General features: G+C 63.1%; 20 protein-coding genes. 9 read left to right on the forward strand and 11 right to left on the reverse strand.

Annotation, left to right across the window (positions count from 1 at the left end):
* The first annotated feature begins 263 nt into the window (after nt 1-263).
* Genes ACOY6C_RS03495 through xseA form a run of 3 tightly spaced genes read left to right on the forward strand, consistent with a single transcriptional unit; the run spans nt 264 to nt 3,437 of the window.
* The gene (locus tag ACOY6C_RS03495) at nt 264-1,973 is read left to right on the forward strand and encodes an acetolactate synthase large subunit (RefSeq protein WP_420904087.1); all 1,710 of its coding nucleotides are present in this window, start codon (nt 264-266) and stop codon (nt 1,971-1,973) included.
* On the forward strand, nt 1,970-2,107 hold the full coding sequence (locus ACOY6C_RS03500; RefSeq protein ID WP_420904088.1) for a hypothetical protein: 138 nt from the start codon (nt 1,970-1,972) through the stop codon (nt 2,105-2,107). The genes ACOY6C_RS03495 and ACOY6C_RS03500 overlap by 4 nt, the downstream gene beginning before the upstream one ends.
* A gap of 4 nt (nt 2,108-2,111) precedes the next feature.
* Nucleotides 2,112-3,437, forward strand: coding sequence for an exodeoxyribonuclease VII large subunit (xseA, locus tag ACOY6C_RS03505; protein WP_420904089.1), 1,326 nt, complete (start codon nt 2,112-2,114; stop codon nt 3,435-3,437).
* A 64-nt stretch (nt 3,438-3,501) separates the two neighbouring features.
* Here xseA and ACOY6C_RS03510 read toward each other — a convergent pair whose 3' ends face one another.
* The 10 genes from ACOY6C_RS03510 to ACOY6C_RS03555 all read right to left on the reverse strand — a co-directional run bounded on the left by ACOY6C_RS03510 (nt 3,502) and on the right by ACOY6C_RS03555 (nt 16,105).
* Nucleotides 3,502-4,767 carry a DUF4910 domain-containing protein gene (locus ACOY6C_RS03510; RefSeq protein WP_420904090.1) on the reverse strand — a complete coding sequence of 422 codons (1,266 nt, stop codon included), beginning with the start codon at nt 4,765-4,767 and terminating at the stop codon, nt 3,502-3,504.
* A gap of 105 nt (nt 4,768-4,872) precedes the next feature.
* Entirely contained in the window at nt 4,873-5,772 is a 900-nt protein-coding gene (locus tag ACOY6C_RS03515) for a class I SAM-dependent methyltransferase (protein WP_420904091.1), read from the reverse strand.
* A 216-nt stretch (nt 5,773-5,988) separates the two neighbouring features.
* Nucleotides 5,989-8,703 (reverse strand): AsmA family protein, encoded by a 2,715-nt coding sequence (locus tag ACOY6C_RS03520; protein WP_420904092.1) that lies wholly within the window; start codon nt 8,701-8,703, stop codon nt 5,989-5,991.
* Nucleotides 8,704-8,826: 123 nt separating this feature from the next.
* Nucleotides 8,827-9,567, reverse strand: a complete 741-nt coding sequence (locus tag ACOY6C_RS03525) for a TlyA family RNA methyltransferase (RefSeq protein WP_420904093.1) — start codon at nt 9,565-9,567, stop codon at nt 8,827-8,829.
* A gap of 61 nt (nt 9,568-9,628) precedes the next feature.
* A complete protein-coding gene (locus tag ACOY6C_RS03530) occupies nt 9,629-10,972 on the reverse strand; it encodes a hypothetical protein (RefSeq protein WP_420904094.1) in 1,344 nt (447 codons plus the stop codon).
* Between the two features lie 84 nt (nt 10,973-11,056).
* On the reverse strand, nt 11,057-12,925 hold the full coding sequence (gene dxs / locus ACOY6C_RS03535; protein WP_420904095.1) for a 1-deoxy-D-xylulose-5-phosphate synthase: 1,869 nt from the start codon (nt 12,923-12,925) through the stop codon (nt 11,057-11,059).
* Between the two features lie 18 nt (nt 12,926-12,943).
* Nucleotides 12,944-13,840, reverse strand: a complete 897-nt coding sequence (locus ACOY6C_RS03540; protein ID WP_420904258.1) for a polyprenyl synthetase family protein — start codon at nt 13,838-13,840, stop codon at nt 12,944-12,946.
* 7 nt (nt 13,841-13,847) lie between these two features.
* On the reverse strand, nt 13,848-14,057 hold the full coding sequence (gene xseB, locus ACOY6C_RS03545; protein ID WP_420904096.1) for an exodeoxyribonuclease VII small subunit: 210 nt from the start codon (nt 14,055-14,057) through the stop codon (nt 13,848-13,850).
* A 252-nt stretch (nt 14,058-14,309) separates the two neighbouring features.
* Nucleotides 14,310-15,239, reverse strand: a complete 930-nt coding sequence (locus ACOY6C_RS03550) for a M23 family metallopeptidase (RefSeq protein WP_420904097.1) — start codon at nt 15,237-15,239, stop codon at nt 14,310-14,312.
* 71 nt (nt 15,240-15,310) lie between these two features.
* Nucleotides 15,311-16,105, reverse strand: a complete 795-nt coding sequence (locus ACOY6C_RS03555; RefSeq protein ID WP_420904098.1) for an RNA methyltransferase — start codon at nt 16,103-16,105, stop codon at nt 15,311-15,313.
* Between the two features lie 176 nt (nt 16,106-16,281).
* On the opposite strand from ACOY6C_RS03555, the gene ACOY6C_RS03560 reads away from it, so the two are divergent.
* The 5 genes from ACOY6C_RS03560 to ACOY6C_RS03580 all read left to right on the forward strand — a co-directional run bounded on the left by ACOY6C_RS03560 (nt 16,282) and on the right by ACOY6C_RS03580 (nt 23,438).
* Complete coding sequence (locus tag ACOY6C_RS03560; protein WP_420904099.1) at nt 16,282-17,259, forward strand: formylglycine-generating enzyme family protein; 978 nt, start codon at nt 16,282-16,284, stop codon at nt 17,257-17,259.
* Between the two features lie 201 nt (nt 17,260-17,460).
* A complete protein-coding gene (locus tag ACOY6C_RS03565) occupies nt 17,461-20,118 on the forward strand; it encodes a hypothetical protein (protein ID WP_420904100.1) in 2,658 nt (885 codons plus the stop codon).
* Nucleotides 20,115-20,909 (forward strand): ABC transporter ATP-binding protein, encoded by a 795-nt coding sequence (locus ACOY6C_RS03570; protein ID WP_420904101.1) that lies wholly within the window; start codon nt 20,115-20,117, stop codon nt 20,907-20,909. Before ACOY6C_RS03565 ends, ACOY6C_RS03570 begins: the two co-directional genes overlap by 4 nt.
* A 7-nt stretch (nt 20,910-20,916) precedes the next feature.
* A complete protein-coding gene (locus ACOY6C_RS03575; protein WP_420904102.1) occupies nt 20,917-22,821 on the forward strand; it encodes a hypothetical protein in 1,905 nt (634 codons plus the stop codon).
* Between the two features lie 212 nt (nt 22,822-23,033).
* Nucleotides 23,034-23,438 carry a DUF302 domain-containing protein gene (locus ACOY6C_RS03580; protein ID WP_420904103.1) on the forward strand — a complete coding sequence of 135 codons (405 nt, stop codon included), beginning with the start codon at nt 23,034-23,036 and terminating at the stop codon, nt 23,436-23,438.
* 493 nt (nt 23,439-23,931) lie between these two features.
* On the opposite strand, the gene ACOY6C_RS03585 is transcribed toward ACOY6C_RS03580, so the two are convergent.
* Nucleotides 23,932-24,969 carry a glycosyltransferase family protein gene (locus ACOY6C_RS03585; RefSeq protein WP_420904104.1) on the reverse strand — a complete coding sequence of 346 codons (1,038 nt, stop codon included), beginning with the start codon at nt 24,967-24,969 and terminating at the stop codon, nt 23,932-23,934.
* Nucleotides 24,970-25,688: 719 nt separating this feature from the next.
* On the opposite strand from ACOY6C_RS03585, the gene ACOY6C_RS03590 reads away from it, so the two are divergent.
* Nucleotides 25,689-26,663: a polysaccharide deacetylase family protein gene (locus ACOY6C_RS03590; RefSeq protein WP_420904105.1), complete on the forward strand. Its 975-nt coding sequence runs from the start codon at nt 25,689-25,691 to the stop codon at nt 26,661-26,663.
* Nucleotides 26,664-26,734: the final 71 nt, after the last annotated feature.

Raw genomic sequence — 26,734 nt, forward strand, 5'->3', positions numbered from 1 at the left:
TGCACAATCTGACAGGCCATGAATGGCCCGCGTCGGCTGTTTGGTATTTCCCAGACAGCCTCTAACTTGCATAATGGTGGAGCCCCCCTCACCCCCCCCGTACCGTGGACCTCCCTTCGGAAGTTCCACGGTACGGGGGGTGACTGTATCATCTCCGGCGATCCGGCAACAGAATCGTCTGCTCCCGCATGGGAACTTCTCTTTCGCCACCGGATCGATATACCATGATGCTCCCATCCATGCATGAGAATCTGGTGACAACAATGGACACAACGCTCGCTCCATCCTCTCGGTCCGAGGGCTTCAAGGCCGCCGACCTCTTCGTGAAATGTCTGGAAGCCGAAGGGGTGGAACGGATCTTCGGCGTGCCGGGCGAGGAAAATCTCGACCTTCTGGAGGCGATTCGCGCCTCTTCCATCGAACTGGTGCTCACCCGGCACGAGCAGGCCGCCGCCTTCATGGCCGCCACCTTCGGGCGTTTGACCGGCAAGGCCGGGGTGGTGCTCGCCACCCTCGGACCCGGCGCCACCAACCTGATCACCGGCGTGGCCTACGCCCAGCTCGGCGGCATGCCTCTGGTGGCCATCACCGGCCAGAAGCCGATCAAGAAGAGCAAACAGGGCCGCTTCCAGATCATCGACGTGGTGGGTACCATGCGTCCCATCACCAAGATGGCCGAACAGATTCCTTCGGCGGACAAAATCCCCTCCCTGGTGCGCGAGGCCTTCAAGCGCGCCGAGGAGGAGCGACCCGGCGCCACCCATCTGGAACTCCCGGAGGATATCGCCCGCGAGTTCACCGAGGCCATGCCGCTGCGCAAGATCCATTCGCGTCGCGCCGCGCCGGATCCGGATGCGTTGATGACCGCCGCCGAACGGATCGCCACCGCCAGGCGTCCGCTGCTTCTGATCGCCGCCGGGGCCAACCGCAAACGGGTCTCCAAGAGCCTCACCGCCTTCGTGGAGAAGACCGGCATCCCCTTCGTCTCCACTCAGATGGGCAAGGGGGTGGTGGACGAGAACCGGGCCGGCTATCTGGGCACCGCGGCCCTGACCGATGGGGATTATCTCCACTGCGCCATCGAGTGGGCGGATCTGATCATCGCCGTGGGCCACGACGTCACCGAAAAGCCGCCGGCCATCATGGGGCATGGCGGATCGGCGGCGGTGATCCACATCAACTTCACCCCGGCACAGATCGATGACGTTTATTTTCCGGAACTCGAGGTGGTGGGCGACATCGCCCGCGGTTTCGATGCCCTGACCCGGCTGCTGGTCCCGTCGCCGGATTGGGACTTCAGCTATTTTCTCCAGGTCGGCGAGGAGCATGCCCGGCATGTGCTCGATCGCGCTCAGGCCGAAAACTATCCGCTGCTGCCGCAACGGATCGTCGCCGATCTGCGCCGCGCCATGCCCGAGGATGGGATTCTGGCGCTCGATAACGGCATGTACAAACTCTGGATCGCCCGCAACTACCCGGCCCGGCGTCACAACACCGTGCTTCTGGATAATGCCCTGGCCAGCATGGGCACCGGCCTGCCCTCGGCGATCGCCGCCAAGATGGTCCATCCGGGCCGCAAGGTGGTGTCGGTGTGCGGAGACGGAGGGTTCATGATGAACTCCCAGGAGATGGAGACCGCGGTCCGTCTCGGCATGGATCTGGTGGTGGTGATCCTGCGCGATGACGCCTACGGCATGATCCGCTGGAAACAGGAGAGCATGGGGCTGCCGGATTATGGGCTCACCTTCACCAATCCGGATTTCGTGCTTTACGCCCAGAGCTACGGCGCCCGTGGCCATCGGGTGGGAAACGCCGACGAGCTGTTGCCGCTTCTGCTGGGGTGTCTGAATGCCGGCGGGGTCCATCTGATCGACGTGCCGGTGGACTACACCGAAAACGTGCGGGTGCTGACCGAGGAGTTGCAGGCCAAAACCTGTCTGCTGCCGCGTGGCGATACCGGAGGGAGCGCATGAGCGGACGCATCCCCTGTCCGAGAGGCGGTCTGGAGATCGCCAAACAGCCGATGCGGGTCATGGATGGCCCGCCAGATTGCGCGGCGATTCGTTTCGGCCCGGTTCTAGGCATTCGAACCGGGCGCGTTTGGTGAGGCCATGGATGCCCTCCCCAAACGGCCTCTGAGCGTCTCCCAGCTCAACGAGGAGATCCGCGCGCTCCTGGAGGAGGGGTATCCCTATCTTCAGGTGCGCGGGGAGATCGCCGACTGGAAGCCGGCACCTTCCGGACATGTCTACTTCGCGCTCATCGATCCCCAGGCGCGCATCCGCGCGGTGATCTGGAAGACCACCCGCCTGCGCATCCCCACGCTGCCCCGCTCTGGGGACGCGGTGGTGGTGACCGGGCGGATTTCGGTCTATCCGCCGCGTGGCGAGTATCAACTGGTGGTCGAGGGGATCAAATCCGACGGCGCCGGCGACGAACGGGAACGGCTGTTGGCGCTTCATGCCCGTTTGAGCGCCGAGGGTCTGTTCGCGCCCGCGCGCAAACGGGCCCTGCCGCTTCTGCCGCGCGCCATCGGCGTGGTCACTTCGGCCTCGGGAGCGGCCATCCACGACATCACCCGCACGTTGGCGCGGCGTTTTCCGGGCTTCTGTCTGCTGCTGGCCCATGCCCGCGTGCAGGGGGCGGGCGCGGATGAGGAGATCGCCCGCGCCTTGCGACGGCTCGCCGCGGACGGTCGCGCCGAGGTGATCCTGTGCGGACGCGGGGGCGGTTCGGCGGATGACCTGGCCGCCTTCAACAGCGAGATCGTGGTGCGCGCCATCGCCGATTCGCCGGTGCCGGTGATCTCGGCGGTGGGACACGAGATCGATGTGACCCTGGCCGATCTGGTCGCGGATGCCCGCGCCTCCACCCCCACCGCCGCCGCCGAGCTGGCCATGGCGGAGAAGAGCCTGCTGGTGGAGCGTCTGTCACGACTGCGCGAGCGGCTCGCGCTGGCCATGCGCGGGGTGCTTCGGTCGCGTCGGGAAAAAGGGGTGGCCCTGGCCTCCCGTTTGACCCATCCGCGCCGGCGCATCGATCAGGACCGTCTGCGTTGCGACGCGTTGCAGGAGCGTCTGCACGGGGCCATGCGGATGGTGCTGGCGCGCTGGGACAAGGAGGTGGCGTTTCGCGCCGAACGTCTGAATCAATGGGGGCGGGGCCGCCCTCTGGCGTTGCGGGTGGCCCGTCTGGTTTATCTGGAGCAGTTGTTGATTCGGCGCATGCGACAGGAGTTGGCCTTGCATCGCGAGCGGGCGCGTCTGGCCGAGGTCCGACTGCTGGCAATCTCGCCTCTGGGGGTTCTGGCGCGCGGATATGCGCTGGTGCGGGATGAACAGGGGGGGCTTGCCCGGCGCGCCGGAGCCTATCCCGCCGGGAGTCGGCTGCGGGTGACCCTGGCCGAGGGCGAGTTGCGGGTGGTGGTGACGGGTTGAACGGCGGCGACTGGGGGTGGGGGATGCGTGGTGGGTGAAATGTCCGTTTGCAGGTGTTTGAGCGTTAAACATCCGGCGTGATTTCACGCAACAGTCCGAGTTCCAGCAGTCGCCGCGCCCATGCATGCACGTTCCAGATCGGTTCACCGATGCGCTCGGCAATGGAGAGCAGATCATTGCGACCATTGGCATAAACGAGGAGATTTCTCACGGTCGGCATGGAAAATTGATTCTGCTTGAGATGCAACGTGGGATACAAACCATATTTGCCCAATTGGGGCTCCCCAATCCGGGTGGATTGATAGAGGCGGTTGGTCTCCAGGCCCTCAATGCAGCGTTGCACATACCGATAGCCACCGGTCAACCCCGCCGGGGTGACCAGATCCAGATTGTCCAGCGAGGTGTGATACTCTGGATAGTTCCCGAATCTGCTCCGACAAAGCGCAACGACCGGCAAGTCCACGCCAGGGCTGCAATATTGTCGTTCGTCACTTCCCCGCTCCAGAAAGGAGTGGATCCGCGTTTCCCCCTCCTGATGGGCAAGCACATGCCGCGCGATTCGATCCGCCAGGGTATCCGCATACGGTGAGGAGACGCAGGAATACAGGCGCTCATCCCCCAAACAGGAGAGGGTGAAGCCGGCGATCACCCGCTCCTGCATCACCGCCAGATTGCGGCTTAAATAGGTGAGCGAGCCGATGGTTTCTGGAATGAAAATCAATCGATAAGAGTAACGTCGTGGCCTTGACATCAGCCATTGCGCCAGTTCGGTGAGAATCACCGGCCCGGAAAGCTCATTGTTGGCCATGGAGGGGTGACAGATATTGGTCGAGAGAAAAATCTCCCGCGACGATTCACCAGGCAACAACAGTTCGCCATAGGTCAGCGATCCCGCGCTCAACGCGCTGTCAATCACCACTCGATAGGTTCCGGGTTGCAATCCCTCTCTCTGTCGATGGGTCAGGCAGAATCCCCAGCGTGGCGAATAGTAGGAGGTCACATAGGGGATGGCATCCGGCTGTTTTTCCAGGCTGTACAGATGAGGCTGCAACTGTTCCAGGGTGAACCAGCCATCCACGGGTTGCGAATAACCAACCACATGCAGGGTGTTCTGCCGGAAGTCCACCACCCGCGTTCCATCCGCCGTGGCAATGTAGGCATCGCGAATGTTCCATTCCTGGGGAATGGTCCAGTCGAAAACCTGGGTTCCGGATGGGACTTCCAGGTGCTGGATGGGGATCCGTTCCCCGAGGATGCGTAACGTTTCGCGCACCCCGTTTCCGGTGAGACTGCGATAAATGGGGAACAATCGCTGCATCAAGGCGTACATGGGTACGCTGCCCTGACGGAAGATTGGTGGGCAGTCACAGGCAAACAACGGCTCTGCCTGGGGTGTTTCACACCGTATCGTGGTTTCTTCCGGTTCGGGTCCATCTCAGAGGCGCTTGACCGCCTCGACCACAAAGGCCGAACAGAGAAAATACCCCCGCCAGTTCGAGGCCTCATGCTCCAACGCAAGCGCCTCTTCCCGGAACAGGGAGGGATCCTCGGCGGCCAGGTAAGGCATGGCCGGATGATAATGATACCAGCGCAGTTGAATATCGACAAATCCATGCCGTTTGAACAGTTCCGCGACTTCAAACGGATTGTGGAATTTAGAAAGAATTTGATCATACCCTGGTGCGTTGCTTTGATCCACGCGGGTGCGCACCGGTGGCATGTCCATCCGTAAACGCGATTCCAGATCCGTGGCCACCTTTTCTTTCAATTCTGGAGCCACATCGCGCAACAGATCATCCAGAATAAACGATTTGGTCATTCGATTGAATGTGAATAACGAAAACAGTTTGTTGCGAAACTCGATGAAGACGCTTCCGCCGGGCCGAACCAGACCTGCCATGTTTTCCAACACGCTGTCATCGTTGGTCACATGGGGCATCACGCCCATGGCCATCAGGCCATCGAACTGTCCACCGCGTAGAAAGTGGGCATAGGTGACCGGATCCTGGATATCCCCGTAACCGATCTGATCCGGATTCAAGCCGTGTTCGCGCATCCGATCCTTGGAACAGGCGATCATCGGTTCGGAAATGTCGAATCCCCACACGTCCACGCCGGTTTTGGCCAGTGTGGCCAATGGCGTGCCTTCGCCCACGCCCACCTCGATGACCCGTTTCAATCCTTTGTTGATAAAAGCATTCAGCAGTAATTGCAATCGGAAATAATTGGCCGGATAACGCATTGATGGATCGTGCATGAAGGCACGATCGTAACGGGTTTGATAGCTGGCGGCGCTGGCATCGTAATGTTGCGAAACTTGTGGTTTGTTTTGCATGATCTTTTCTTTGATCGGTCAGGTCCGCTCAGGCTTTTGGAGAGGTTTGGCACGAGTTTTGTGGTTAATTTGACCATAGGCCGTCCTCATCGTCAAGGTTGGGTTCAAGCACGGATCCGGGTGGTTTCCATTCGTGCCTGTCACGGATCCATTCCCAGGGGGGCGGGAATCAGAGGGAAGGGGGCGCGGAACGCCCCCCAATGCCTCTGATTCCGGTTAGCGACCGAACGGCAACATCTTCTTCAACTCATCCATTGGCGCGCTCCTGCCTTCGTTTCCGGAGGGGATGGATTTGGCATCCCCCGCAGAAGGAGCCGTTCCCTTGTCCCCCGCCGCCGGTGCGGGCTTCAATCCCAACTTTTCGCCCAGCTTGCCGCCCAGGGCATCCCCGAGTTTGCCGCCCAGCTTCTCCTGCACCTTCTCCATCGCCTTGGTCTTGAGCCCCTCGGCGATCAATCCCTCCAGATCGATCTGTCTGGAAGGATGGGCCAGGTCGCCGTGGATGCGCACCGGAATGGCGATCCCCTTGAGATCCTTGACGCTCTGGGTGTCCACGTCATCCAGGGCCAGCACGTTGGCCTTGAAGGTGAAGTCGAGCTGGTTTTTCGGCAGATCCACCTTGCCGGTCCCGGTCAGCTTCAAGGCGGAGGAGACCGCCTGAATGTTCTTGCTCTCCAACAGGCCGTTGTTGATCTCGGCGGACCCTTCCAGGGTGGTGAAGGGGGTGCGACCGGTATCCTGTCCGACCGACAGGGTGCGTCCCCGGGTCGCGGCATAGGCCCCATAAGCCTGGCGGATCGAGTGGGTGAGATCCATCTTGAGATACGCCCCATCCTTGACTACGAAACCCACCTTGCCATCCAGGTCCTGTTTGATGGCGGCCAGGTTGCGTCCTGTGGCGCTGACATCCACATCCAGATTGGCCGTGCCGGTGAGACTCTCCTCGTTGGCCAGATCCTTGAGCAAGGGCGCCACCTGCACCCCCTGGAGATTCTGCTTCAAGGTCAGTTTGGGCGCCGGACCGCGCACATCCAGGGTGGCATCCATCCGGGTCGTGCCGCCGTAGAGTTTCATCGAGGCCGGCTCGAGTTTCAATACGCCATCCTTGCCCCTCAACACCACTTGGGCATCCTGGAACTTGCCGGATCCGAACTTCAACTGACCGATGCGGATCTTGCCGTCCAGGTCGAGTTTTTTCAGGGACTCGACCGGGATGTCGCCACCTGTGCCGCTGGCGGCGGGCTTGGGCGCGGAATCGGGTTTTGCGCCGGCCTCGGGCGTGGGTGCGGGGTCGGCGGGCTTGGCATCGCCTCCGGAGTTGGCGGCCTTGGGGGGCAGATAGCGATCCAGATCCAGGGTATCCAGATCCAGATCCACCCGCATGGTGTTGCCACCGCCCAGCGGCCAGGTGACGCCGCCCTTGAGACGGGTGTCGTCGAGTTTGGCCTCCAGGCGATTCAGGCCCACCTTCTGTTCGTCCAGCACGAAGCCGGTTTTCATTTTCAGGTCGGTGAGGCTTTTTTCATCGGCGGTCGCCGGGAGTTTCTGACCGAGTTTGGTCAAAAGGGCCCGGAGGTTCAGGGGGTGCAGATCCAGCTCTCCGGAGAGGGTCAGAGGTGCGAAACGGCTCACGTTCAGCTCTCCCTCGGCTTTGAGCTGCTCCAGCCCCTCCACCTTCAAGGCGCTCAGACGGGCGGTCTGCTTGAGCCCATCGACCTCGGCGCGGGCGGTGATTTTCAGATCGACCCCACCGGCGGGCAGGGTGCCCCCATCCGCCTTGATCGCCAGTTCCAGGGCCGGCAGAACCAGGTTCATCCCCTGGCGCTGACCGTCGATATCCCCCTTGTAGAGCGCTTCCAGATGGCCGAAGGCCGCGCCCGGCTTGCCATCCCCCTTGAGATCCAGGCTCGCGCCGGTGAGCCTGATCGTGTTCGAGGTGACCTCCAGTTGGCCACGCAGTTTGGATTCGGCCTTGACCAGAGGCACCGGTCCGCCCTCGCTCTTGACCGTCAGTTCCAGCCCTTGGGCCTTCACCAGCGAGCCGTCGAACAGGGCGTCGATGTCGGCGGCCAGACGCAGGTCGGCGCTGGTCACCGGCGAACCTTCGCCCCCCTTCACCGTCAGGCCGAGGGTGGTCTTGGTGAGTTGCACCCCCTTGCCGTCGGCAGAGGGACGCACCGTGGCGACCAGGCTGACATGGGCGTTGGTGGCCGGCTTGATCCGCTCCACATCGCTGTCGAACTCCAGGGCCACCGGCTGGCCGGGTGCCAGCTCCCCGGTGACCAGACGCACCTTCTTGAATGTGTAGTTGGCCCCGTTGACCGCATTGTTCCAGCTCACCTGGGCGTCGCGAATCTCCACCCCGGCCAGGGTGATCGACGCCAACCCCGCGCCACCCGCGCCACTGGCCTGGGCCTCCGCCGGTCTGGCGGTCTGGGCCTCCGCCGGTTTGGCGGTTTTCTCACCCGGTTGCGCCGGGGATCTCTTCTCGACCGGCACGGAACCCTTCTCCGCCGGCGTGGCGGCGGGGGCGCTCCTGGCGCCGGTCAGATCGCTCCAGTTGGTCTGTCCCTTGGCATCCTTGGCCAATTTAAGCCGCAAACCCTCCACCACCACCTTGTCCGCCTCCACCCGTTTGGACAACAGCGGCATCAGCCTGGCGCGCACATCCAGACGCGCCACCTTGGCCATGGGCTCGCTTCCGAAACCGGGGGCGTCCCCCAGGGTGACATCCTCCAGCGACACCCCGGCGGTGGGGAACACCGTGATCTTGATCGCGCCGTTGACGGTCAGATCCCGTCCGGTCTTCTCTTTTACCAGGGTGGAGATCTGCTGTTTGTACTGATTGGGATCGATCAGGGAGGGGACGACGACCGCCGCGGCCACGATCAGCGCGACGGGTACGAGGAGGATCCAAAGCCATTTTTTCATCGGGGGGCGTCCTGGCGGATGGTGGGTGGATGCGTACCGGAAAACGTGGACCATCGGCGTGGTCACGACCCGGCATGGATCACTATAACTCTGTCAGGGGCGTGGATTCAACCGGAATGCAACTTATGCGAGGGATGGCTTGCCAAAACAATACAGAAACTCCCGGTTGCCCGCCGGGCCGGCGATGGGGGACGGGAGGATCGCAAGGGTGGTCAGGCCGAGCGACTCGCCGGCGGCGCGCACCTTCCCGATCGCCTGTTCGTGGCGTGCCGGATCGCGCACCACGCCCCCCTTGTCGATGTTGTCGCGCGGCAGTTCGAACTGGGGTTTGATCAAGACCACCCCGTGACCGCCGGGTCGCAGACAGGCGATCGACGGGGGCAGGGCGAGGGTCTGGGAGATGAAGCTGATGTCCGAGGCGAGAAAATCGACCGGACCAGGGAGATCCTCGGGGCGCAGATGACGGATGTTGCGGCGGTCCATCACCACCACGCGCGGGTCGGTCTGGAGCTTCCAGGCCAGTTGACCGTGACCCACGTCCACGGCGAACACCCTGGCCGCGCCGTGGGCGAGCATGACATCGGTGAATCCCCCGGTCGAGGCCCCGACATCCAGACACGCCAGTCCGGTCAGATCCCAGCCGCGATCTTCGAGAGCGGCCTTGAGTTTCAAGGCGCCCCGCGACACCCAGGCCAGGGGAGGATCCTTGAGACGAATCCGGGCCTCTCCGGCGATCAGAGAGCCGGCCTTGCCATCCGCCCGATCGTTCACCAGCACCTTGCCGGCCAGAATCAACGCCTGGGCCTGGGTGGCATCCGAGGCCAGACCCCGTTCGATCAACAGCTGATCCAGACGTTTGCGCATCACGTTTCATTCGGCCCGGTCAGGCGGGAGTCATCCGGAATTCCCGTGACCTGCCGGCGGATCAATTGCGTTGGTAGAGGTCGTTTTGCACCGTGCCACAGAAATAGGGGGTGCCGGCCACCGTGGTATCCAGGGTGTAGCGTCCCTCGCCCAGACAGGTGAAGTCGTTGAGACAGTTGACCGAACCGCTCCAGGTGAACGGCCACTGCTTGTCCGCGGTCGCGCCGGTCAGGTTGAAGCTGAAGCCCCGGCTGGTGGTGGTCAAGGTGCCCTGGGAGGGGAGGTTGTTGCCCGCGAACTGGATGGCGTGGACCCCGGAACCATTCTTGGTGATGACCACCGTCACCTCTTGACCGAGCATGCCGCACTCGTTCGCGGTGATGTTCTTGAGTGTGCCGAAGGCCTCGTTGGAGACCTTCATTTTCCAGGTGCCGACCAGATCCATGGCCCTCTCCCCGTTCATCCGGGTGGTCGTACACACCTTGCAACCGACGCTGCCGTCGTGATTGATGCGCAGGAGATCGTTGTCCCCGGCGGTGATGATGCTGTCGGTGCCGCCGGTCAGGGTGATCACCCCGGTGGGGGAGAGGGTGCCGGTGAAGGTGCCGGAGCTGCTTCCCGCGTACTGTCCGCTGGAGAGTGCGCCGTTGGAGATGGTGAACTGCCAGGTGCCGTTCTTGTTGGCGCCGGCGTTGCTCCAGGTGCCGGAGTAGCTGCCGTCGAACCGTTTCTTGATGTTGGCGTCCATGGCCGTGACCGCATTGGCGACGGTCAGGGCGGTGGTGGCACGGCTTCCCTTGTCCTTGTGAACGCTATCCAGGAAAAAGCTCTGGAGCGGCGTATCCCCATCGAAGGGGACCGTGGAGGCGAAGTTGACCAGCAGCTTGTATTGCTTGACCTTGGCGGCATCGATTCCGCTCAGGTCCAGGGTGGCGCCGGTGCCGGCGTTCAAGGCCTGGAGCAGATATGCCATGTTTTTGACGCGCGTATCGGTCAGATCGACCGTTTTCGGGGTGGCCGAGGCGTTTTCTTCCTGCTGCACCAGATCGAGCGGGGTGACGTAATACTTCCCGTCCGTGGCCGTGGTGCCGACGCTGCCGATCAGGGCGCGGCCCAGTTTGAGGCCATCCTGGCCCCCCAGATAGAACTCCACCGTTTCGCCGATGCGGTATTGAAACTCGCCGTTGGCGTTGGTTTTGCCCAGGGAGCCGAGATTGCCGAGGTAATCGATTCCTGCCACCGGGGCATCCAGAAACACGCCGGTTCCCGTGGTGACCACCGTCGCGGAGGGGTTGCTGGAGCTGTTGCCGCCGCCACCTCCGCCACAGGCTTGCGTTCCGAGGGCCAGCGCCGCGCTACCGAGCACGGCCAACCAGGTGGAGTATTGGGACAGATTGATCGACATGACGGCAACCCTATGGTGATGAAGAGGAATCTCACGACACGGGGTTGCACATGCCATTGGCGTGCCAAGAGCGGCGAGGGATGGTTACATGCGTAGCAGATGGATCGTGTGGAGCACGCCCGCGGCGTCGAGTTCCAGTTCGGCGCGCAGTTCGGCCTGGGTGCCGTGGGGGATGAAGCGGTCCGGCAGGCCGATGTTGCGCACCTTGATGCCGGCGTCGAGCAACCCGTCACGGGCCAGAAACTCCAGAACCGCCGCGCCGAAGCCCCCGCACAGGGTGTTCTCCTCGAGGGTGAGGAGCAGACCGGCCTGGGCGGCCTGTCGCAGCAACGCCTCATCCAGGGGTTTGGCGAAACGGGCGTCGTACACCCCGACATCGATTCCATCCTCGGCCAGTTTTTCCGCGACCCGCAGGGCCACATGCACCGGTTGGCCGAGGGCGACCAGGGCGATCTCCCGGCCCTCGCGCAGGATCCGCCCTTCGCCGACGGTCAGTTTGCGCGGGCTCTCCCTGGGGAGGTTCAAGGCCGATCCGCGCGGATAGCGCAACGCCACCGGTCCGCCATGGGCCACGGCGGTGGCCAGCATGTGGCGCAGTTCGTTCTCGTCCGCCGGGGCCATGACCACCAGATCCGGGATGGCGCGCAGGAAGGTGAGGTCGTAGGCGCCGGCATGGGTCGGCCCGTCCGCGCCGACGATGCCGGCCCGATCCAGGGCGAAGACCACCGGCAGTTTTTGCAGCACCACGTCGTGAATCAGTTGGTCATAGGCCCGTTGCAGGAAGGTGGAGTAGATGGCCACCACCGGGATGTACCCCTCGCAGGCCAGTCCGGCGGCAAAGGTGACCGCGTGCTGTTCGGCGATGCCGACATCGAAGCAGCGATCCGGGAACTGCTCGTTGAATTCGTTCAGACCCGTTCCTTCCGGCATGGCGGCGGTGATGGCCATGATGCGCGGGTCGGCGCGTCCCAGTTCCACCAGGGTTTCGGCGAACACCTGGGTATAGGATGGCGTGACATCCCGCGCCGGCGTCACCCCCTGGCGCCGGTCGAAGGGGTTGACCCCGTGGTAGGTGCAGGGATTTTTTTCGGCGGGCATGAACCCCTTGCCCTTTTTGGTGACCACATGGACGAGAATGGGGCCGGGCAGTTCGCGCACGTTGCGCAGCGTGGGGAGGAGTTGATTGAAATCGTGTCCGTCGATGGGGCCGAAGTAGTCGAAGCCCAGCTCCTCGAAGAGGGTACCGGGGGTGAGCAGCCCCTTGACGTGCTCCTCGGCCTTGCGGGCTGCGTCCAGCAGGGGCGGGGAGATGCGACCGAGCATGCGTCCTGTGCCGCCCTTCAGGCGGGTGTAGGTGCGTCCGCTCATGATGCGGCTCAAATAGGCCGAAAAGGCGCCCACATTGGCCGAGATCGACATTTCGTTGTCGTTCAGGATGACGATCAGATTGACCTGTTTCTGGTGGTCTCCGGCGTTGTTGAGGGCCTCGAAGACCATGCCGGCGGTCATGGCGCCATCCCCGATCACGGCGATGGCATGGCGGTCGCTGCCCTGGCGGCGGCTGGCCATGGCCATGCCGAGGGCCGCAGAGATCGAGGTGGAGGAGTGGCCCGCGCCAAACGGATCATATGGGCTTTCCGAACGGTTGGTGAATCCGGACAAGCCGTGCCTCTGACGCAGGGTGGCCATCCGTTCGCGCCGACCGGTGAGGATCTTGTGGGGATAGGATTGATGGCCCACATCCCAGATCAGACGATCCTCTGGGGTGTCGAAGACGTAGTGCAGGGCTACGGTCAGTTCCACCACGCCGAGGCTGGCGCCCAGGTGTCCGCCGGTCTTGGCCACGGTATCGATGGTGAATTCGCGCAATTCGTCCGCGAGTTGTCGCAGCGAGGACTCCGGCAGGGCGCGCAGTTGATGCGGTTCGTGGATGGTCTTGAGCAGGGGGTGCATGATGGGTATCGTCGTCTCTCAATGGGTCCGGTCCAGCAGCAGGCCCGCCAGGGCGCGCAGCGGATCCGCGGAGGCGGAGAAGGAGGAGAGGGCGGTGAGCGACTCGTTGACCATGAGTTCGGCCTCCTGGCGGGCCTGGGGAAGCCCCATCAGGGCCGGATAGGAGGCTTTCTGGTGTTTCTGGTCGTTGCCGGGGCTCTTGCCCATGATGGTGGCGTCGCCGGTCACGTCCAGGATGTCGTCGGTGATCTGGAAGGCCAGGCCGAAGGCCTCGCCGAAGCGGTTGAGGCGTTGGATCTGGCCCTCGTCTCCCCCGCCGAGTCGCGCGCCGATCAGGCACGAAGCGCGAATCAGGGCGCCGGTCTTGTGGACATGGATGTTCTGGAGTTCGGCCAGGGTGGTTTCCCGGTTTTCGGCCTGCATGTCGAGCATCTGTCCGCCCACCATGCCGTGGATGCCGGCATCGCGGGCCAGTTGGGCGATCATGGCCAGCACCACCCCATCGGGTTGACCGGTCACCGGGGTGGCGGCCAGTTCGAAGGCATAGGTCAGCAGGGCATCCCCGGCCAGGATCGCCGTGGCCTCGTCGAACGCCTTGTGACAGGTGGGCACCCCGCGGCGGAGATCGTCGTCGTCCATGGCCGGCAGGTCGTCGTGGATCAACGAGTAGGTGTGGATGCACTCCAGGGCGCAGGCGAACGGCAGCAGGGGTTCGAGACCTCCTCCCACCGCCTCGCCGGCGGCCAGGAGCAGAATCGGGCGCAGCCGTTTGCCGCCCCCGCCGAGCAGACTGTGACGGATCGCGGCGTTGAGCCGTTGGGGAGGACGATGGGCCGCGGGGAGGTGGATGTCCAGGTTCCGTTCCACCAGCTGTTTGCGCGCCTCCAGATAGGTTTTCAAGGCCGCCGGGGTCATCACGGGATCATTCCTTGGCCTGGGCGGCCACCAACTCTTCGATGCGCTGCTCGGCGGCGTCCAGACGTTGCTGACAGTGACGGGAGAGGGTCATGCCCTCTTCGAAGGCGGCCAGGCTCTCCTCCAGGGGGAGATCGCCTTTTTCCAGGCGGGCGACCACCTCTTCCAGGCGGCTCAGAGCCCTTTCGAAGTCGAGCGATGTGGCGGTGGCATCCATGGTGACGGTTTTTCTGCTCCATCCGGATTTGGCATGAGTCGCGTCGGGAAACGGGTGGGAGAAGGGCGATCCCCCATCACCCGGCTCGCCGCGGATCACCTGGGGGGCGTTTTCGTGGCAAGAGGGTGTAGCATAACACCCTAATTTTCGAGAAGCAATCTTCACCTTCACATTGCCGTGGAACTCCCGAAGGGAGGTCCACGGTATGGGGGGGTGAGGGGATTCTCCCCCATCATGCTAAGTTATCGGGAATCAGTCGCGGCCCGGCAGGGCCGTGGGGTTGGCCCGCGCGCCCGTCGGGAATCCGTCGTGGGCCGCGCGAATCCCTGGCAGGGCCATGGGATCGACCCGCGCGCCGCGCACCAGAACCCCCCAGTGCAGGTGGGGACCGGTAGCCCGACCGGTCATGCCGATGGCGCCGATGGGGGTGCCGGCCTCGACCCATTGGCCTTGGGTCACCTCCATGCGGTCGAGATGGGCATACAGGGAGATCACGCCGTGGCCGTGATGGATCACCAGCGTGTTGCCGGTGAAGAAATAGTCGTGACCGGCCAGCACCACGGTGCCGGGGGCGATGGTGGTGACCGGCGTTCCTTTGGGTGCGGCGATGTCCACGCCGTTGTGCGGCTTGCGCGGCTGGCCGTTGAGAATCCGCCGGCTGCCGAACACCCCGGAGAAGCGTCCCGAGGCGGGTTGCCTGAACCCTTTCTCGAACCCGACCCGCCCCTCGCGCAGTCGGTAGGTGGCGCTGATGGCTGCGGTTTCCCGTTCGGCGCGCGACAGGTCCGGCTGGTCGAGATCGACCTTTTTTTTCGGCAGATCGATGTGCTCTTCCTTGTAGGCGCGCTTCGGGACCGTCAACACCTGCGTCAGGGTCTCGGGGGTCCCTTTCGGCGGGGTCACCACCACCTCGAGGGTAACCTTGGCGGGTTGTTTTTCCATGTCCAGGGCGATCAGCGCCACCCCCTGGGGGGTGAGCGGAAAGGGTTCCTTGTCGAGGGACCCCTGGATTCTGGCGCCGGGCGGGAGATCGCGCACCTTGAGCAGAACCGCCATGCCGGGGCGCAGTTCGCCGGAAAGTTCCAGGGAGCTGGCCCGAACCGACCAGGGCCACAGACCGAGCAGACAGGCCAGCAGGGTGAGCGGGAGGCGGGGGCTTGGCGTCGGAGAGGGTTTGAGCATGGACTTTTGGGATCAACGTGGGGGTTGATGATTGTTTAACGAAATCATGAAACACCCATTTCAAGGTCTGGTCAAGGTCTCTCCCGCCAGGCGATCACCTCGTGGAGGATGCCACGCAGGATCGACACCTCGCGGCGGTCGAGTCCGGCGCGCTGGAACATCGCCTTGATGCTGCCCATCATGTGTCGTTTCTGGCCATCCTTCAAGAAGCCGATGGTGGTCAGGGTCTCCTCCATGTGGGCGAAGAGGTGCTCCATGGCGGCGGCGGTGGCGGGGAGATCCTCCCGGAACGGATCGTGGGCCATGCCCCGTTCCCGTTGCAACGCCTGCATCGCCGCATACAGCACGATCAGCACGGCCTGGGCCAGATTCAGGGAGCCCTGTTCGCCGCGCGTCGGGATGTGACAGACCAGATTGGCCCGTTCCACATCCTCGCTCAACAGGCCGGTCCGTTCGGTGCCGAAGAGCAGTCCCACCCGGATGTCCGGCGGAACCAGGGCTTCGCGCAGCCTGATCCCGAGTTCGTCCGGGGTGACCACCACCTGTCGTTGACCGCGCGGACGGTTGCTGGTGGCCACCACCAGATGCAGGTCGGCGAGGGCCGAGGGGAGATCCGCGAAGATCTCCGCATCCTCGAGAATGGCGGTGCAGCCCACCGCGTAGGCCTCGGCATCGGGATGGGGGAACTGGCGCGGGGCCACCAGGCGCAGACGGGTGAATCCGGTGTTGCCCATGGCGCGCGCCACGGCGCCGATGTTGCCCGGATGAGCCGGGCGATCGAGGATCACCACCAGTTGCGCGGAGAGTCGCGCCGGACTCGGATCGGCGTCTGGTCCGGAGGGTTGGTCCGGGTGGGTATCGGTCATGCGCGACCTCCTTGTCGGTCCCGCGAGGGGGTATCTTGCGATAATATTTGGCGTGAATGTTGCTTGAATCTGTTTTGATATCCTGGCATGATGACAAAGATACGGTGTCACAAGAAGGTCCATTTTTCAATGTCCGGCACCCGCGGGCCGCAATCGTCCGCCCCCCTGGAGTCACCTTGAACAGCAAACACCCTTTTTTCGGCACGCGCGGACGTACCAACCGGATCTCCGGCGCGGTTCGTCGTCCCAGACCCGGCGACCCCCCTTCCTCGGGAAGAGGCGCCCCTTCCGGTTCTCCCTCCTGGTGGAGCCGGAACAAAAGGCGTTTGTGGATCGGCCTGGTCGCCCTGATCGCCGTTGGGGTGATTGCCTGGGTGCTGCTGACGCGGCTGGGCAAACCCGATGTCGCGCGGGAGCCTGGCGAGGAGAATCCGACCTGGCAATCCTGTCTGATCGCCCCTCCAGAGGGGGGATCCTATCCCAATCTGCTGCCGGTGCCCGCCGGCGAGTATCGGTTGCGCAACAACTCCCAGGAGCTCAAGCCCTTCCTGGCTCCCCACGGCCTGAGCAAGATCCAGATCAAGGAGCCGTTTCTGATCGAAAAACACGAAGTGACCCTCAAGGCGTTCCGCCGCTACCTGGCCGCCGTGGAGAAGATGCCCGCCGGCGCGGAACGCGACCGGCTCAAGGCCCACATCGGCATGCACTGGAACAAGGACGAGGCCGAAACCGCCTCGGTGAAGGGACTCTCCTGGGAGGCGGCCCAGGATTACGCGGAGTGGCTGGGACGTCAGACCGGCTGCGCCTATGCTCTGCCCACCCGCGAGCAGTGGGGCGCGGCGGCGCTGCTTCTCGACGGGGCGCGGGAGACGGTCTCCAAGGCCGGGGTGTTGAGCAGCGAATCCCTGCGACGTCTGCTCTGGGGTGTGCGCGAATGGAGCGCCACCCCGTGCGCGGGCGGGTATTTCATCGTCGGCGAGGACGACTTCGTGCCCCTGCCGGAAGTTCGGTCCGCAACCTGCATGCCGGCGATGCTGTCCGTGGCCGGATTCCGCGTGGTGCTCAAGGCCTCCACGCCCGGAGCCGCCGGCTCCGACAAACCGGAAACGCGCGAGAAAACCGACAGGAAAGGGGCTTCCGGGGCCAGACCCTGAAGACGATCGGGTGGTTTGATGCCTGCTCCCGCCGGCTGTCTGGCATCGGTCATGCAGACTCGAAAAAACGTCGCGACACATGATATCGGCAGAGGTCGCGACCATCACCGCCTTGGCTGGCATCGGTCATGCAGACTCGAAAAACGTCGCGACCGCGCGACGGGCGACAACCCTTTGACATTTTGATGGGGATTGATATCCGTGAACATCCGCACCATCTCCCGACTCCTCTCCTGGACCCTCTGCGGTCTGCTGTGCGCGGCTCCACCCGCGGCCTGGGCCAAGGAGAGTCAACCGGGCAGTTGCGCGACCTTCGATTTTTCCGGTTTCTACCAGAACGACAAGCTGCAATGGGCCGGCGTGGCGCGGGTGCTGCGCAACAACGCCCCGCTCTTTGATGCCGCCACCGGCGAGAAGAAAACCGGTTCCCTGCCGTTCAATCAGCAGGCGGAGATCCAGGAAGAGAAAAAGGATCGGGTCAAGATTCGTGCCTTCCGCTTCAAGGATCGCCCGGAGACGACCGGCTGGGTGGCCAAAAGCGATCTGTTGTGCCGCAACCTGCCGATCAAGAGCGATTCCGGCCTGGAGATGAAGTTCTTTATCAAGACCTCCACCGTGGCGCGGGACGACTCGGGACAGGAGCCCAAGGTCCAGCCCTATCAGGATCCGGAGTTGAAGGAGTGCGTCGGCGGTGCGGGTCACTGTCGCGAGGGGGCTTCCCGCTTCCACATGTATTTCGTTTTCGACGAGACCGACAAGGCGGTGCTGCTGGCCGATCGCTACCGCCTGGAAGAGGACGGGATCCTGCTCGGCTGGGTGGACAAGGGGAACGGTTTCCTGTGGAACAACGCCTTCAGCCTGCGTCCCAAGGAGACCCTCACCTCCCCCGATCAACAGACGCCGGGCACGCTCTGCACCTACGAGAACCTGGACGACGCGGTCAACCGCAACGCCGCCGCCTGTCAACCCGTGGTCGGCGGCAAGGAGTGGTTCCGCTCCTCGCTGCGCATCCCGGTGCTCGACATGGTGAACGCCAAGAACCAGCACGTCGCCCCCTCCGGGATCGACGGGGAGGGAGGGCAACGGCTGTTCTACAAGGTGGCCCTGGCCCGTCCGGGTCTGGTGGGACGGCGGGTGAACGAGGAGAAGGTGGCCATCTCGCCGACCCTGGCCAGCCGCATCCTGCCGGAATACAAGAATCTCTCCGCCAAGAAGAAGGTGGACATCTTCTTTCTGCTCGACGCCACGGCCAGCATGGAACCGGTGATCGACGCGGTGCGCGGTACCTCGGACAAGAGCGGCGTGATCCAGGAGATCATCCACACCCTCAAGAACACCCAGGGGTTCAAGGAGACCCAGTTCCGCTTCGGTTTCCGGGTCTATCGCGATCCCTACGCGGACAAGCTCTTTCCCGGCACGCCGGGGGACGGTATCGGCGAGGGGCACCCCTTCAACGACCATTGCGAGCAGGACGCGGCCACCCAGAAAACCGAATTCGCGAAGTTCGAGGAGGCGATCGCCAAGGTCAAGGTGACCCAGGGCGATACCGAAGACGACTATCAGGAGAATCTCTACGGTGGTCTGGAACAGGCCTTGAAAAGCGACATGACCGCCTGCCCGGACCATCTGAAACTGCTCTTCGTGATCGGCGACAGCGGCTACACCTCGACGCGCGTCGAATCGGACCGCCGTGGCCGTGGCCATGCCGTGGCCAAGTATGACCATCCGGTGACCCGCGAGGCGCTGGGCAAGCTGCTGCGTGGCGGGGCCGAGGCCGGCGCCAAGAGCAACAACGTCATTCCGTTCTTCATCCAGACCCCCTACAAGGGTGAACTGATGAAGCATGCCCAATCCTACCGGCTCGCCTACGAGCAGTTCGAGGCCCAGACCCGTCATCTGCTCGAACAGAGCCTGCCCGCCACCGATGTGCAGGCCGGCGCGGTGAAGGATCACTGGTTCCGCCTGGAGGAGGAGAAGCTGATCTCCCGTCTGGTGACCAAGGTGGAGACCTTGAGTTCGAGCGCGCTGATCGACGAGATCATTCTGGACGTGCGCGGTGGCGCGGCCCTGAACGCGGTGATCGACCGGTTGAGAAGGGAGAGAATTGACATTCCTGGCGTTTATTGGCACATTCTGCAACGGGGAAGCTGCGGGGAGTTGGGCAGGCAGTGCGAGGATCGGGTCTACGACACCACGCGCATCGGCTACATCGAAGCCGACGACAAGGTGGCCGAGGAGCTTTGGATCAGCAGCGGCGCGCTCTCCTCATGGATTCGTATCCTCAAGGGATTCGAGGGGTATTTCGACCTGCCGGAGAATCAACTCCGTCGCGCGCTCATCAGCGCCATGCTGCTGGGACTCCAACAGGAGATCCGCCGTCCGCCCATCGACGTGGCCGGCGAAACCCCGGCGGAGTACGCGCAACGGCGCGGCGGTCTGCCGGTGCGGCGCCACAGCCCGCTGTTGAGCTATCCGGTCCCCTCGCTTTCGGCGGAAAACACGACGCGCAACAAGGATGGACGGCTGGTGGTGCTCGACGCGAAAAACAACCCGATGAAGGACAAGGCCGGACAGGAGATCCTGGCCGCGCCGGCCTGCGAGCTGCGCCGTCTGGCGTTGTGGGCGATCAAGTCCAAGGAGCTGTTGGAGATCGTCGAGCGCGATCACGTCCGCCCGGTCTACAAGGCCTTGCCCCATCAGCCGCGTCAGTGCCCGGACGCCACGACCAACGGTCGCGCCCTGCCACAGATCAACGAGGCGATCAGCCAAACCCCCCTCGGACCGGACAAGAACTACCGCTTCGGTCATGAGATCGGTGGCATGCGCGGCTACTGGGTGCCGCAGGAATACCTGCCATGACCTGGGGCGTTCAGGTACGCGCCGCGACCGTGGGATGGGGCGATTTCGTCCTCCAGGTCGGCGGATTGACCCTGGACGCCAACGCCATCTCCGGTCGTCTGCCGGTGCTCGGTCGCAGCGGCAGCGGCAAGAGCACCCTGATGTATCTTCTGACCTTCCTCAAGCGGCCACGCGAAGGGTGGGTGCGCTGGAATTTCCCGGACGGATCCCAGGCGGTCTGGGGTCCGAAAGGACTCGACGCCTCCTCCACCCTGTCGCTGACCGACATCCGGCGCCGCTGTTTCGGTTTCGCCTATCAGAGCAGCACCCTGACCCCTTATTTGCGCGTGCGCGAAAATCTGCGTTATCCCCTGGAACAGCGCGGCGGCTACTCCGATGCCGAGATGGATCGCAAGGTCCACGCGGCCATGGATCGGGTGTTGCTGCGCGACAAGAACGGCGCCCGCATCGAGGAGACCACCCCCGAGGAGTTTCTGGAACGCTACCCGAACCAGCTCTCCGGCGGACAGTTCCAGCGGGTGGCCCTGGCCCAGGCGATGATCCATGACCCCTACGTGCTCTTCGCCGACGAACCGACCGGCAACCTGGACTCCGAAACCCGCCGCGAGGTGATGTCCCTGGTCGATCGTTGGCTCACCGTCGGCGATCGCATGGTGATCTGGGTCACCCATCACCAGTCCGATGCCCTGGATCCCCGCGTCAACCACTGGTTGATGGTGGCCAACAACCGCTGCCATCTGCGTCTCAAGGGCGGCGGCAAACTTTCCGAAACCCACTCCGAGCAGGGCTGACCGGGATATGTCCCAGCCACGCGATCCCCCCCTTCCCAATGGTGAAAAAATCAAACGCCGCTGGACTCCGGTCTGGATCTCCCTGGGCGCGCGCGCCTACTGGCGCTCGTTCGGTTGCGGACGGTTCGGCTGCGCCGGCGGCGGACGGGATTTCGCCTGGCTGACCCTGCTGCTGGCCCTGGTCATCTGCATGGCCCTGCTGCTGGTCGGCACCCGCGCCGGTCTGCTGGAACGGTTCACCGATGCCCTGCTTGGCACGCTCCGTCCCCAGGGGGTGCCGGTGTGGGTCACCTCCCACTGGGAGAACCATCAGGGGATCGGTTCGGATCTCCTCGCCCGCCTCAAGGAGATGGAAAAACGCATTCCGGGCGAATCCTTCGGCATCACCGCCTATCCCTATCGTCAGGTCGGGGATGCTTCGCCGAAGATCCGTCTGCCGGGTGGGGGCGCCTGGGATCCGGGCACGCCATGGCTCGGTTGGGCGGTCTATCCGAATGATCCGCTCTGGAACATGGAGATCCCCAGGGAGTGGGTCGAGGAGCAGAACCAGATGGGCGAGGGGTGGATGGGACTTCCCTTGACCGTGGTGTTGAGCGAGTCGCAGTTTGCCGAGAGCTTCAATTACGAAGCCTATCGCGAGGCGGTGCAACCGATTCTGGTGCAGAAGAAACTCCGCCGTCTGCCGGAAAAACCGCCCCAGGATGCGTTGCGCAACGCCCTGGATGCCATCTGGCTGGAGATCAACGTCGGCAACAGCGTGGAACTGGTCCCCTTCCGGGTGCGCTGGGTTCATCACATCCCGGCCATGGAGAAGGTCTCCTTCCTGTTTCCGCTCTCCACCTACCATGCCCTGCTGGCCGCCTTCCACTTTCCGGAGATCCGCCTGGATGTCAAATCCAAGGGGATGGGCGATCCCGAGGAGTATCGCCGGCTGACCGCTTCGAGCTATCCGAGGGGGGAGATCGCCTCCCACGCCCTGTGCCTGACCGAGGAGATCGCCAAGACCGGCCTGACCGGCCTGCCGAAGATCCCGGAGAGCGTCTGCGCCAAGCCGCACCTCCCGCCCGCCGCCAGTTCTGCCAGCCGTCCGGTTTCGGACGATGGCTGGGACGTGCTCAACCACGACGACAACCACCGTTTGTGGATGCCCTGTCACCGCTTTCCGATGGAAAATCCGCTGCGCGACAGCCTCTGTCCCGCCGGACGACCCAAGCCGGGTCAGTCGATCGTCTACGCGCCGTGGGATGTCACCGAGTCGGGAACCAGTTTTTCGGCGGTGCGGGTCTACATGCCCGACCCGACCCGGCTGAGCAAGGGGATCCGCGCCCTGATGGCCGTGCGCACCCGCGACGGACGACCGGCGTTCAACATCCACTCGATGTATCAGGACGCCCTGAACCGCTTCAATCTGTTGAGCGATCTGCTCTCCACCATGACCCCGGCCTATGCGCTCACCTTCGGGATTTTTCTGGGTGCGCTGCTCCTGGCCCAGGCCGGCACCCTGATCGGTCACCGGCGCCATCACTACGGCATTCTGCTCAGTCGTGGCTTCACCTGGACCGGATTGTACGGCAAGCTGTTGTGGCAGATGCTGCTCGCCACCCTGACCGCCGGCACTCTGGCGGTGTTCGGCATGATCCCGGCGCTGCGTCATCTGCTGGATGACGGCTTCAAACGGATCATCTCCCGTTATCAGGATCTGCTGCCCCCCGGTTATGACTTCGAGGCCCTGCCGCTTCCCTGGCAGGAGATCGGGATCACCCTGGGCGAGGTGTACGCGGTGGTGGCCCTGGTGACGATTTTCCTGTTGTTCCGCCTGCCGTTGCGCGGCGACACCGCGCCGTCGGATCTTTTGCACGGGGATGGTCTGGCCCCGCGCGCCCGGGATGGCAACCGCAAACGCGAGGCGTGAGAGGTTCGCCGTCCTTTCGTCATTCGGCCTGCCCGTCCTTGCGTTTCCGACTTTTGCCCGTCAGGGTGTCATTCGGTTTGCCGTGGCGGGAACCAATTCATCCTGCCAGGACTCTATAGAGGGCTGTTGGGCGATTCCACCCGTGAAGAGATCCAACGCTACCGGTTGTTTTTCAATTCATTCGTTACATCGATAATCCAAGGAGCTGGACCATGATCGACACCTCCAATCCCCATGCCCTCAAAAAGAAGGTTTCCACCGACTACGACACCACCATCGGGGCGATCAAGGCCGCGTTGGCCGAGCAGGGTTTCGGGATTTTGACCGAGATCGACGTGGCCGCCACGTTGAAGAAGAAACTCGACGTCGATACCCCGCGCGCCATCATTCTGGGTGCCTGCAATCCCAAGCTGGCCCATCGCGCCATGAGTCTGGTGCCGGATGTGAGCGTTTTTTTGCCGTGCAACGTGGTGGTGCGGGAGAACAATGGGGGTGAGGTGGAGATTGCGGCCCTGAACCCCGAGACCATGGGACAGATGATCGCCAATCCTGGACTGGTCGAGGTGGCCGACGAGGCCAACAAGCGGATCCGCGCGGCCATCGACGCGGTGAATTGAGGCAGACGAAAGGCGGTTGGTCCATCGATTGAAACGCGGGGTCGGATGCGCACCGACCCCGCGCTTTCCCGACGCGTGATGCGGCCTGGGGTGGGTGGCGTCGTCATGATCGCGCTCGCCGCGCTTTTTGGCCCTGGTTCCCGAGGAACTCCCGCCAGGGAGGTCCACGGTACGGGGGGTGAGGGGGTTCTCCCCCCAGCATGCAAGTTCCCGAGGAACTCCCGCCAGGGAGGTCCACGGTACGGGGGGGGGAGGGGGTTCTCCCCCCCAGCATGCAAGTTATCAAGGGTCACCAGGCCAACCAGTCGAAATGCCCGCCCGCGCCACCTCCGGAATCGCCCACGCCGCCGCAAGGTTCGTGACCAATTCGCCTGTTTGCCCCCCCTTCAAGGCTGGGCGCGTGCCCACCTGCCGTGAACAGGCTCCCTCTGGTGCGCGATTGATCTCTGGTCTCGGCGCGCTCATGGCGTGAGCGCGCCCCCTTTCTGGAGCGTCACTTCTCCAGGTTTCCCTGCCACCAGGTGCGCGCCAGCCACCATGGGTGTCGGAACAACCGGCGCCGTTCAAGAATCTGGGCACGATTGCGGATCATGTCGTTGAAGAGTTCCACATAAGCGGAACAGGTGCGCGTGGCGGTGAAGGGGTAGTCCGGCATCCGATCCGCCCAACGCGGATAGGAGGCATACATCTCTTCGAGCTTCTCCGGGAACTGGTCCGGGGTGAAGGGGATTCCCCAGGTGTCGCTGGTCTCCGGCATGGAGGCGTGCGGCACATACAACAGCGGCAGACCGCACAACGCCCCTTCGATGTTGTGATTGCTCCCCGGTTCGTTGCGCGAGGCGGTCAGGTAGACATGATGTCCGCGGATTTCATCAGCGAGCGACTGTCCGTCCAGAGGATCGATATGCTGGGCGTGGGTGAAGGTGAAATCATCCGGGAGTCTGCCGATGTAGGTGAACTCGAAGCGGTCACGACAGGTCGGTTGAGCCAGCATCTGGTCGAGTTGTTCGTAAACGTCGAACCCCTTCATGCGGATCGCGCCCCAATGGTGGGTCACCAGACGCAGCTTGGTGTGTCCATCCCAGCGGACGTAACCGCGAGGGTGAAAAATGGACTGATTCCCGCCATTCAGGATGACGCTGCTCGACTTGACCGGCATGCCTTGCCCGAGATGGAGTTTTTGCAGCCAGGAACTGACAAAAACGGTATGATCGGCCACACGGGTTGCGGAGGCGAGAAGATCATTCAGCCCTGTTGTGCCTTTTCGTTCATCGCATTCATTCACGCGATGAACAACGAGTGCGCTCGGATTGATATGCAGAAGATAATGCAGTATTCCAGAGTGATTGTAGCTGCAACTGGCCAGTTTCAGGCGTGGATCGGTCAGAAGAATCAAATCCAGCTCTGGATCCTTCAAGTCAAACGAGACCTGCCAACCAAGCGTGTCCAGATGGTTGACCAGAGACGACACGAAGCGATTGCCTCCACCCCATGGACCTGTTTGCAGCTTCATGCCAATACTTATTTTCATCCCACAGGATTCTCCTGATGGTTCAGCACAGGGGGTGACGACTTCCTGAAGCGCTCTTGGCGTGAGCTGGAATGTCTGTCCCTGCCAGACAACATTATCATCAAGCGGTATGCATCATTTTGAAAAATAAAGGGTCGTGCAGCCTGATCGCCATGGAATCCCCTCAAGGGGATTTGTGAAGTCTCGGAGGAAGGCTGCATGCTCTTTGTAAGCAAATTGGATTCCAGTTTATGGGTTCTGGTGGAATCCTCGTGCGAATGCGTTCCGTTCTCGAGAGGCTGGCTGATGAGGGCGTGTTCCGGTGGTGTTGATTTTTCGCGCACCTCATGTTCCAGTCAACTTATTATCCATAAAATTGAATCAATGCCAAGTGGCTTGGCACGCTTTACAGAAAAAAAATGGCCCAGCCAGTTCTGGTGTTTATCAGACGCCGGGGGGGTCGGACATGCCATGGAATGTGAGGTTGGCGTAGTTTTATTTTGGGAGCGGCAACAAGTTGGAATGATCGGGAGGTTGTTGACAACCTGTTCCTTATTGTTTAGGCTTGAAAAGCGTATCAAGCATGGGTGAACATCGTGTGGAACGTGGTGTTTAACTGGGAGTCGCGTTGCCAGGAAGGGGGCTTTTTTGTGGGTCGGACCGATTCATCATGGCCCCAGAGGCAACAATCCATCGAGTCCGTTCCGGCGGCGCGACGTCGGCCTCCCTGGTGGATGCGGATGGGCGCGCGTTTTGGGCTCTCGATGGAGCGATGGTTGCGTCCACCAGCCGGCGTCTACATTCTGGCCTATCACAGCGTCGTGGATCCGGAGCGTCGTCAGAGCTGGGAGCATCACTATCGCAAGGGTGAGGTGACGGTCCAAACCCTGGAACGTCAACTCGCCACGCTGCTGACCTGGATGACGCCACTTCCCTTGAGTCAGGTTCCGACGCTTTGGGAACGGGGTGGTCCGGATCGACCCTACCTGGTGGTCACCTTTGACGATGGTTTCGAGAACAACCGTCGCCTGGCCGATCCCGTGTTGCGACGTCTGGGGATTCGGGCGACCCTGTTCGTCAACGGCGCCTTTGCCGACCATCGGGAAGTGTTCTATCGGATTCCTGCGGCCATGCTGGTGGGGATGGGGCATGCCGGGGCGTTGTCCACGGCGCTGCGATCGGCCCTGCCGGAAACGCCCTGGAGCGCGGATCCTCAAGAACTCTTCAATCAGACCAAATCCCGCTATGTTCCGGAGATCATGGAGTCGGTCGTGCTGGCGGTCTTTGCCGAACGGATCGGTCCGTGGCGCGACCTGGGGGTCCATCTGAGCGTCGATGGGGTGCGGGCTCTGCACCGGTCGGGCTGGGAGATCGGCAATCATACCTCAAGCCATCGCATTCTGAGCACCTTGACCACGCCGGAGGTGGTCCGCGCCATCGAAGGGAACGAAACCTTCTGGCGTCAGGCCGGGGTGCCTTTGATCCCCTTTCTGGCCTATCCGGTTGGCCGGGCCTCGGATGTGCATGCCGGGGTCTGGGACTACCTGAACACCCGGCCTGAACTGCACGGACTCTTTTGTGGCGGGGGCGTCAATGTGCGGGCCAGTCGTGGCGAATGGTTGCGTTTCAATCTGGGACGCGCGGAACGGCGCGAGGAGATTCTGGCACGGCTGCGCGACGAGTTGGCGCGGACCCGTGTCAGTTTGAGCGTTTGAACCGTTCCCCGGTCTGGCCGACCGCACCGTTCCCCGACCCCGACCCCGACCCCGACCCCGACCTCGACCCA

The sequence above is a fragment of the Candidatus Magnetaquiglobus chichijimensis genome (assembly GCF_045865675.1).
Classification (GTDB): Bacteria; Pseudomonadota; Magnetococcia; order Magnetococcales; family Magnetaquicoccaceae; genus Magnetaquiglobus; species Magnetaquiglobus chichijimensis.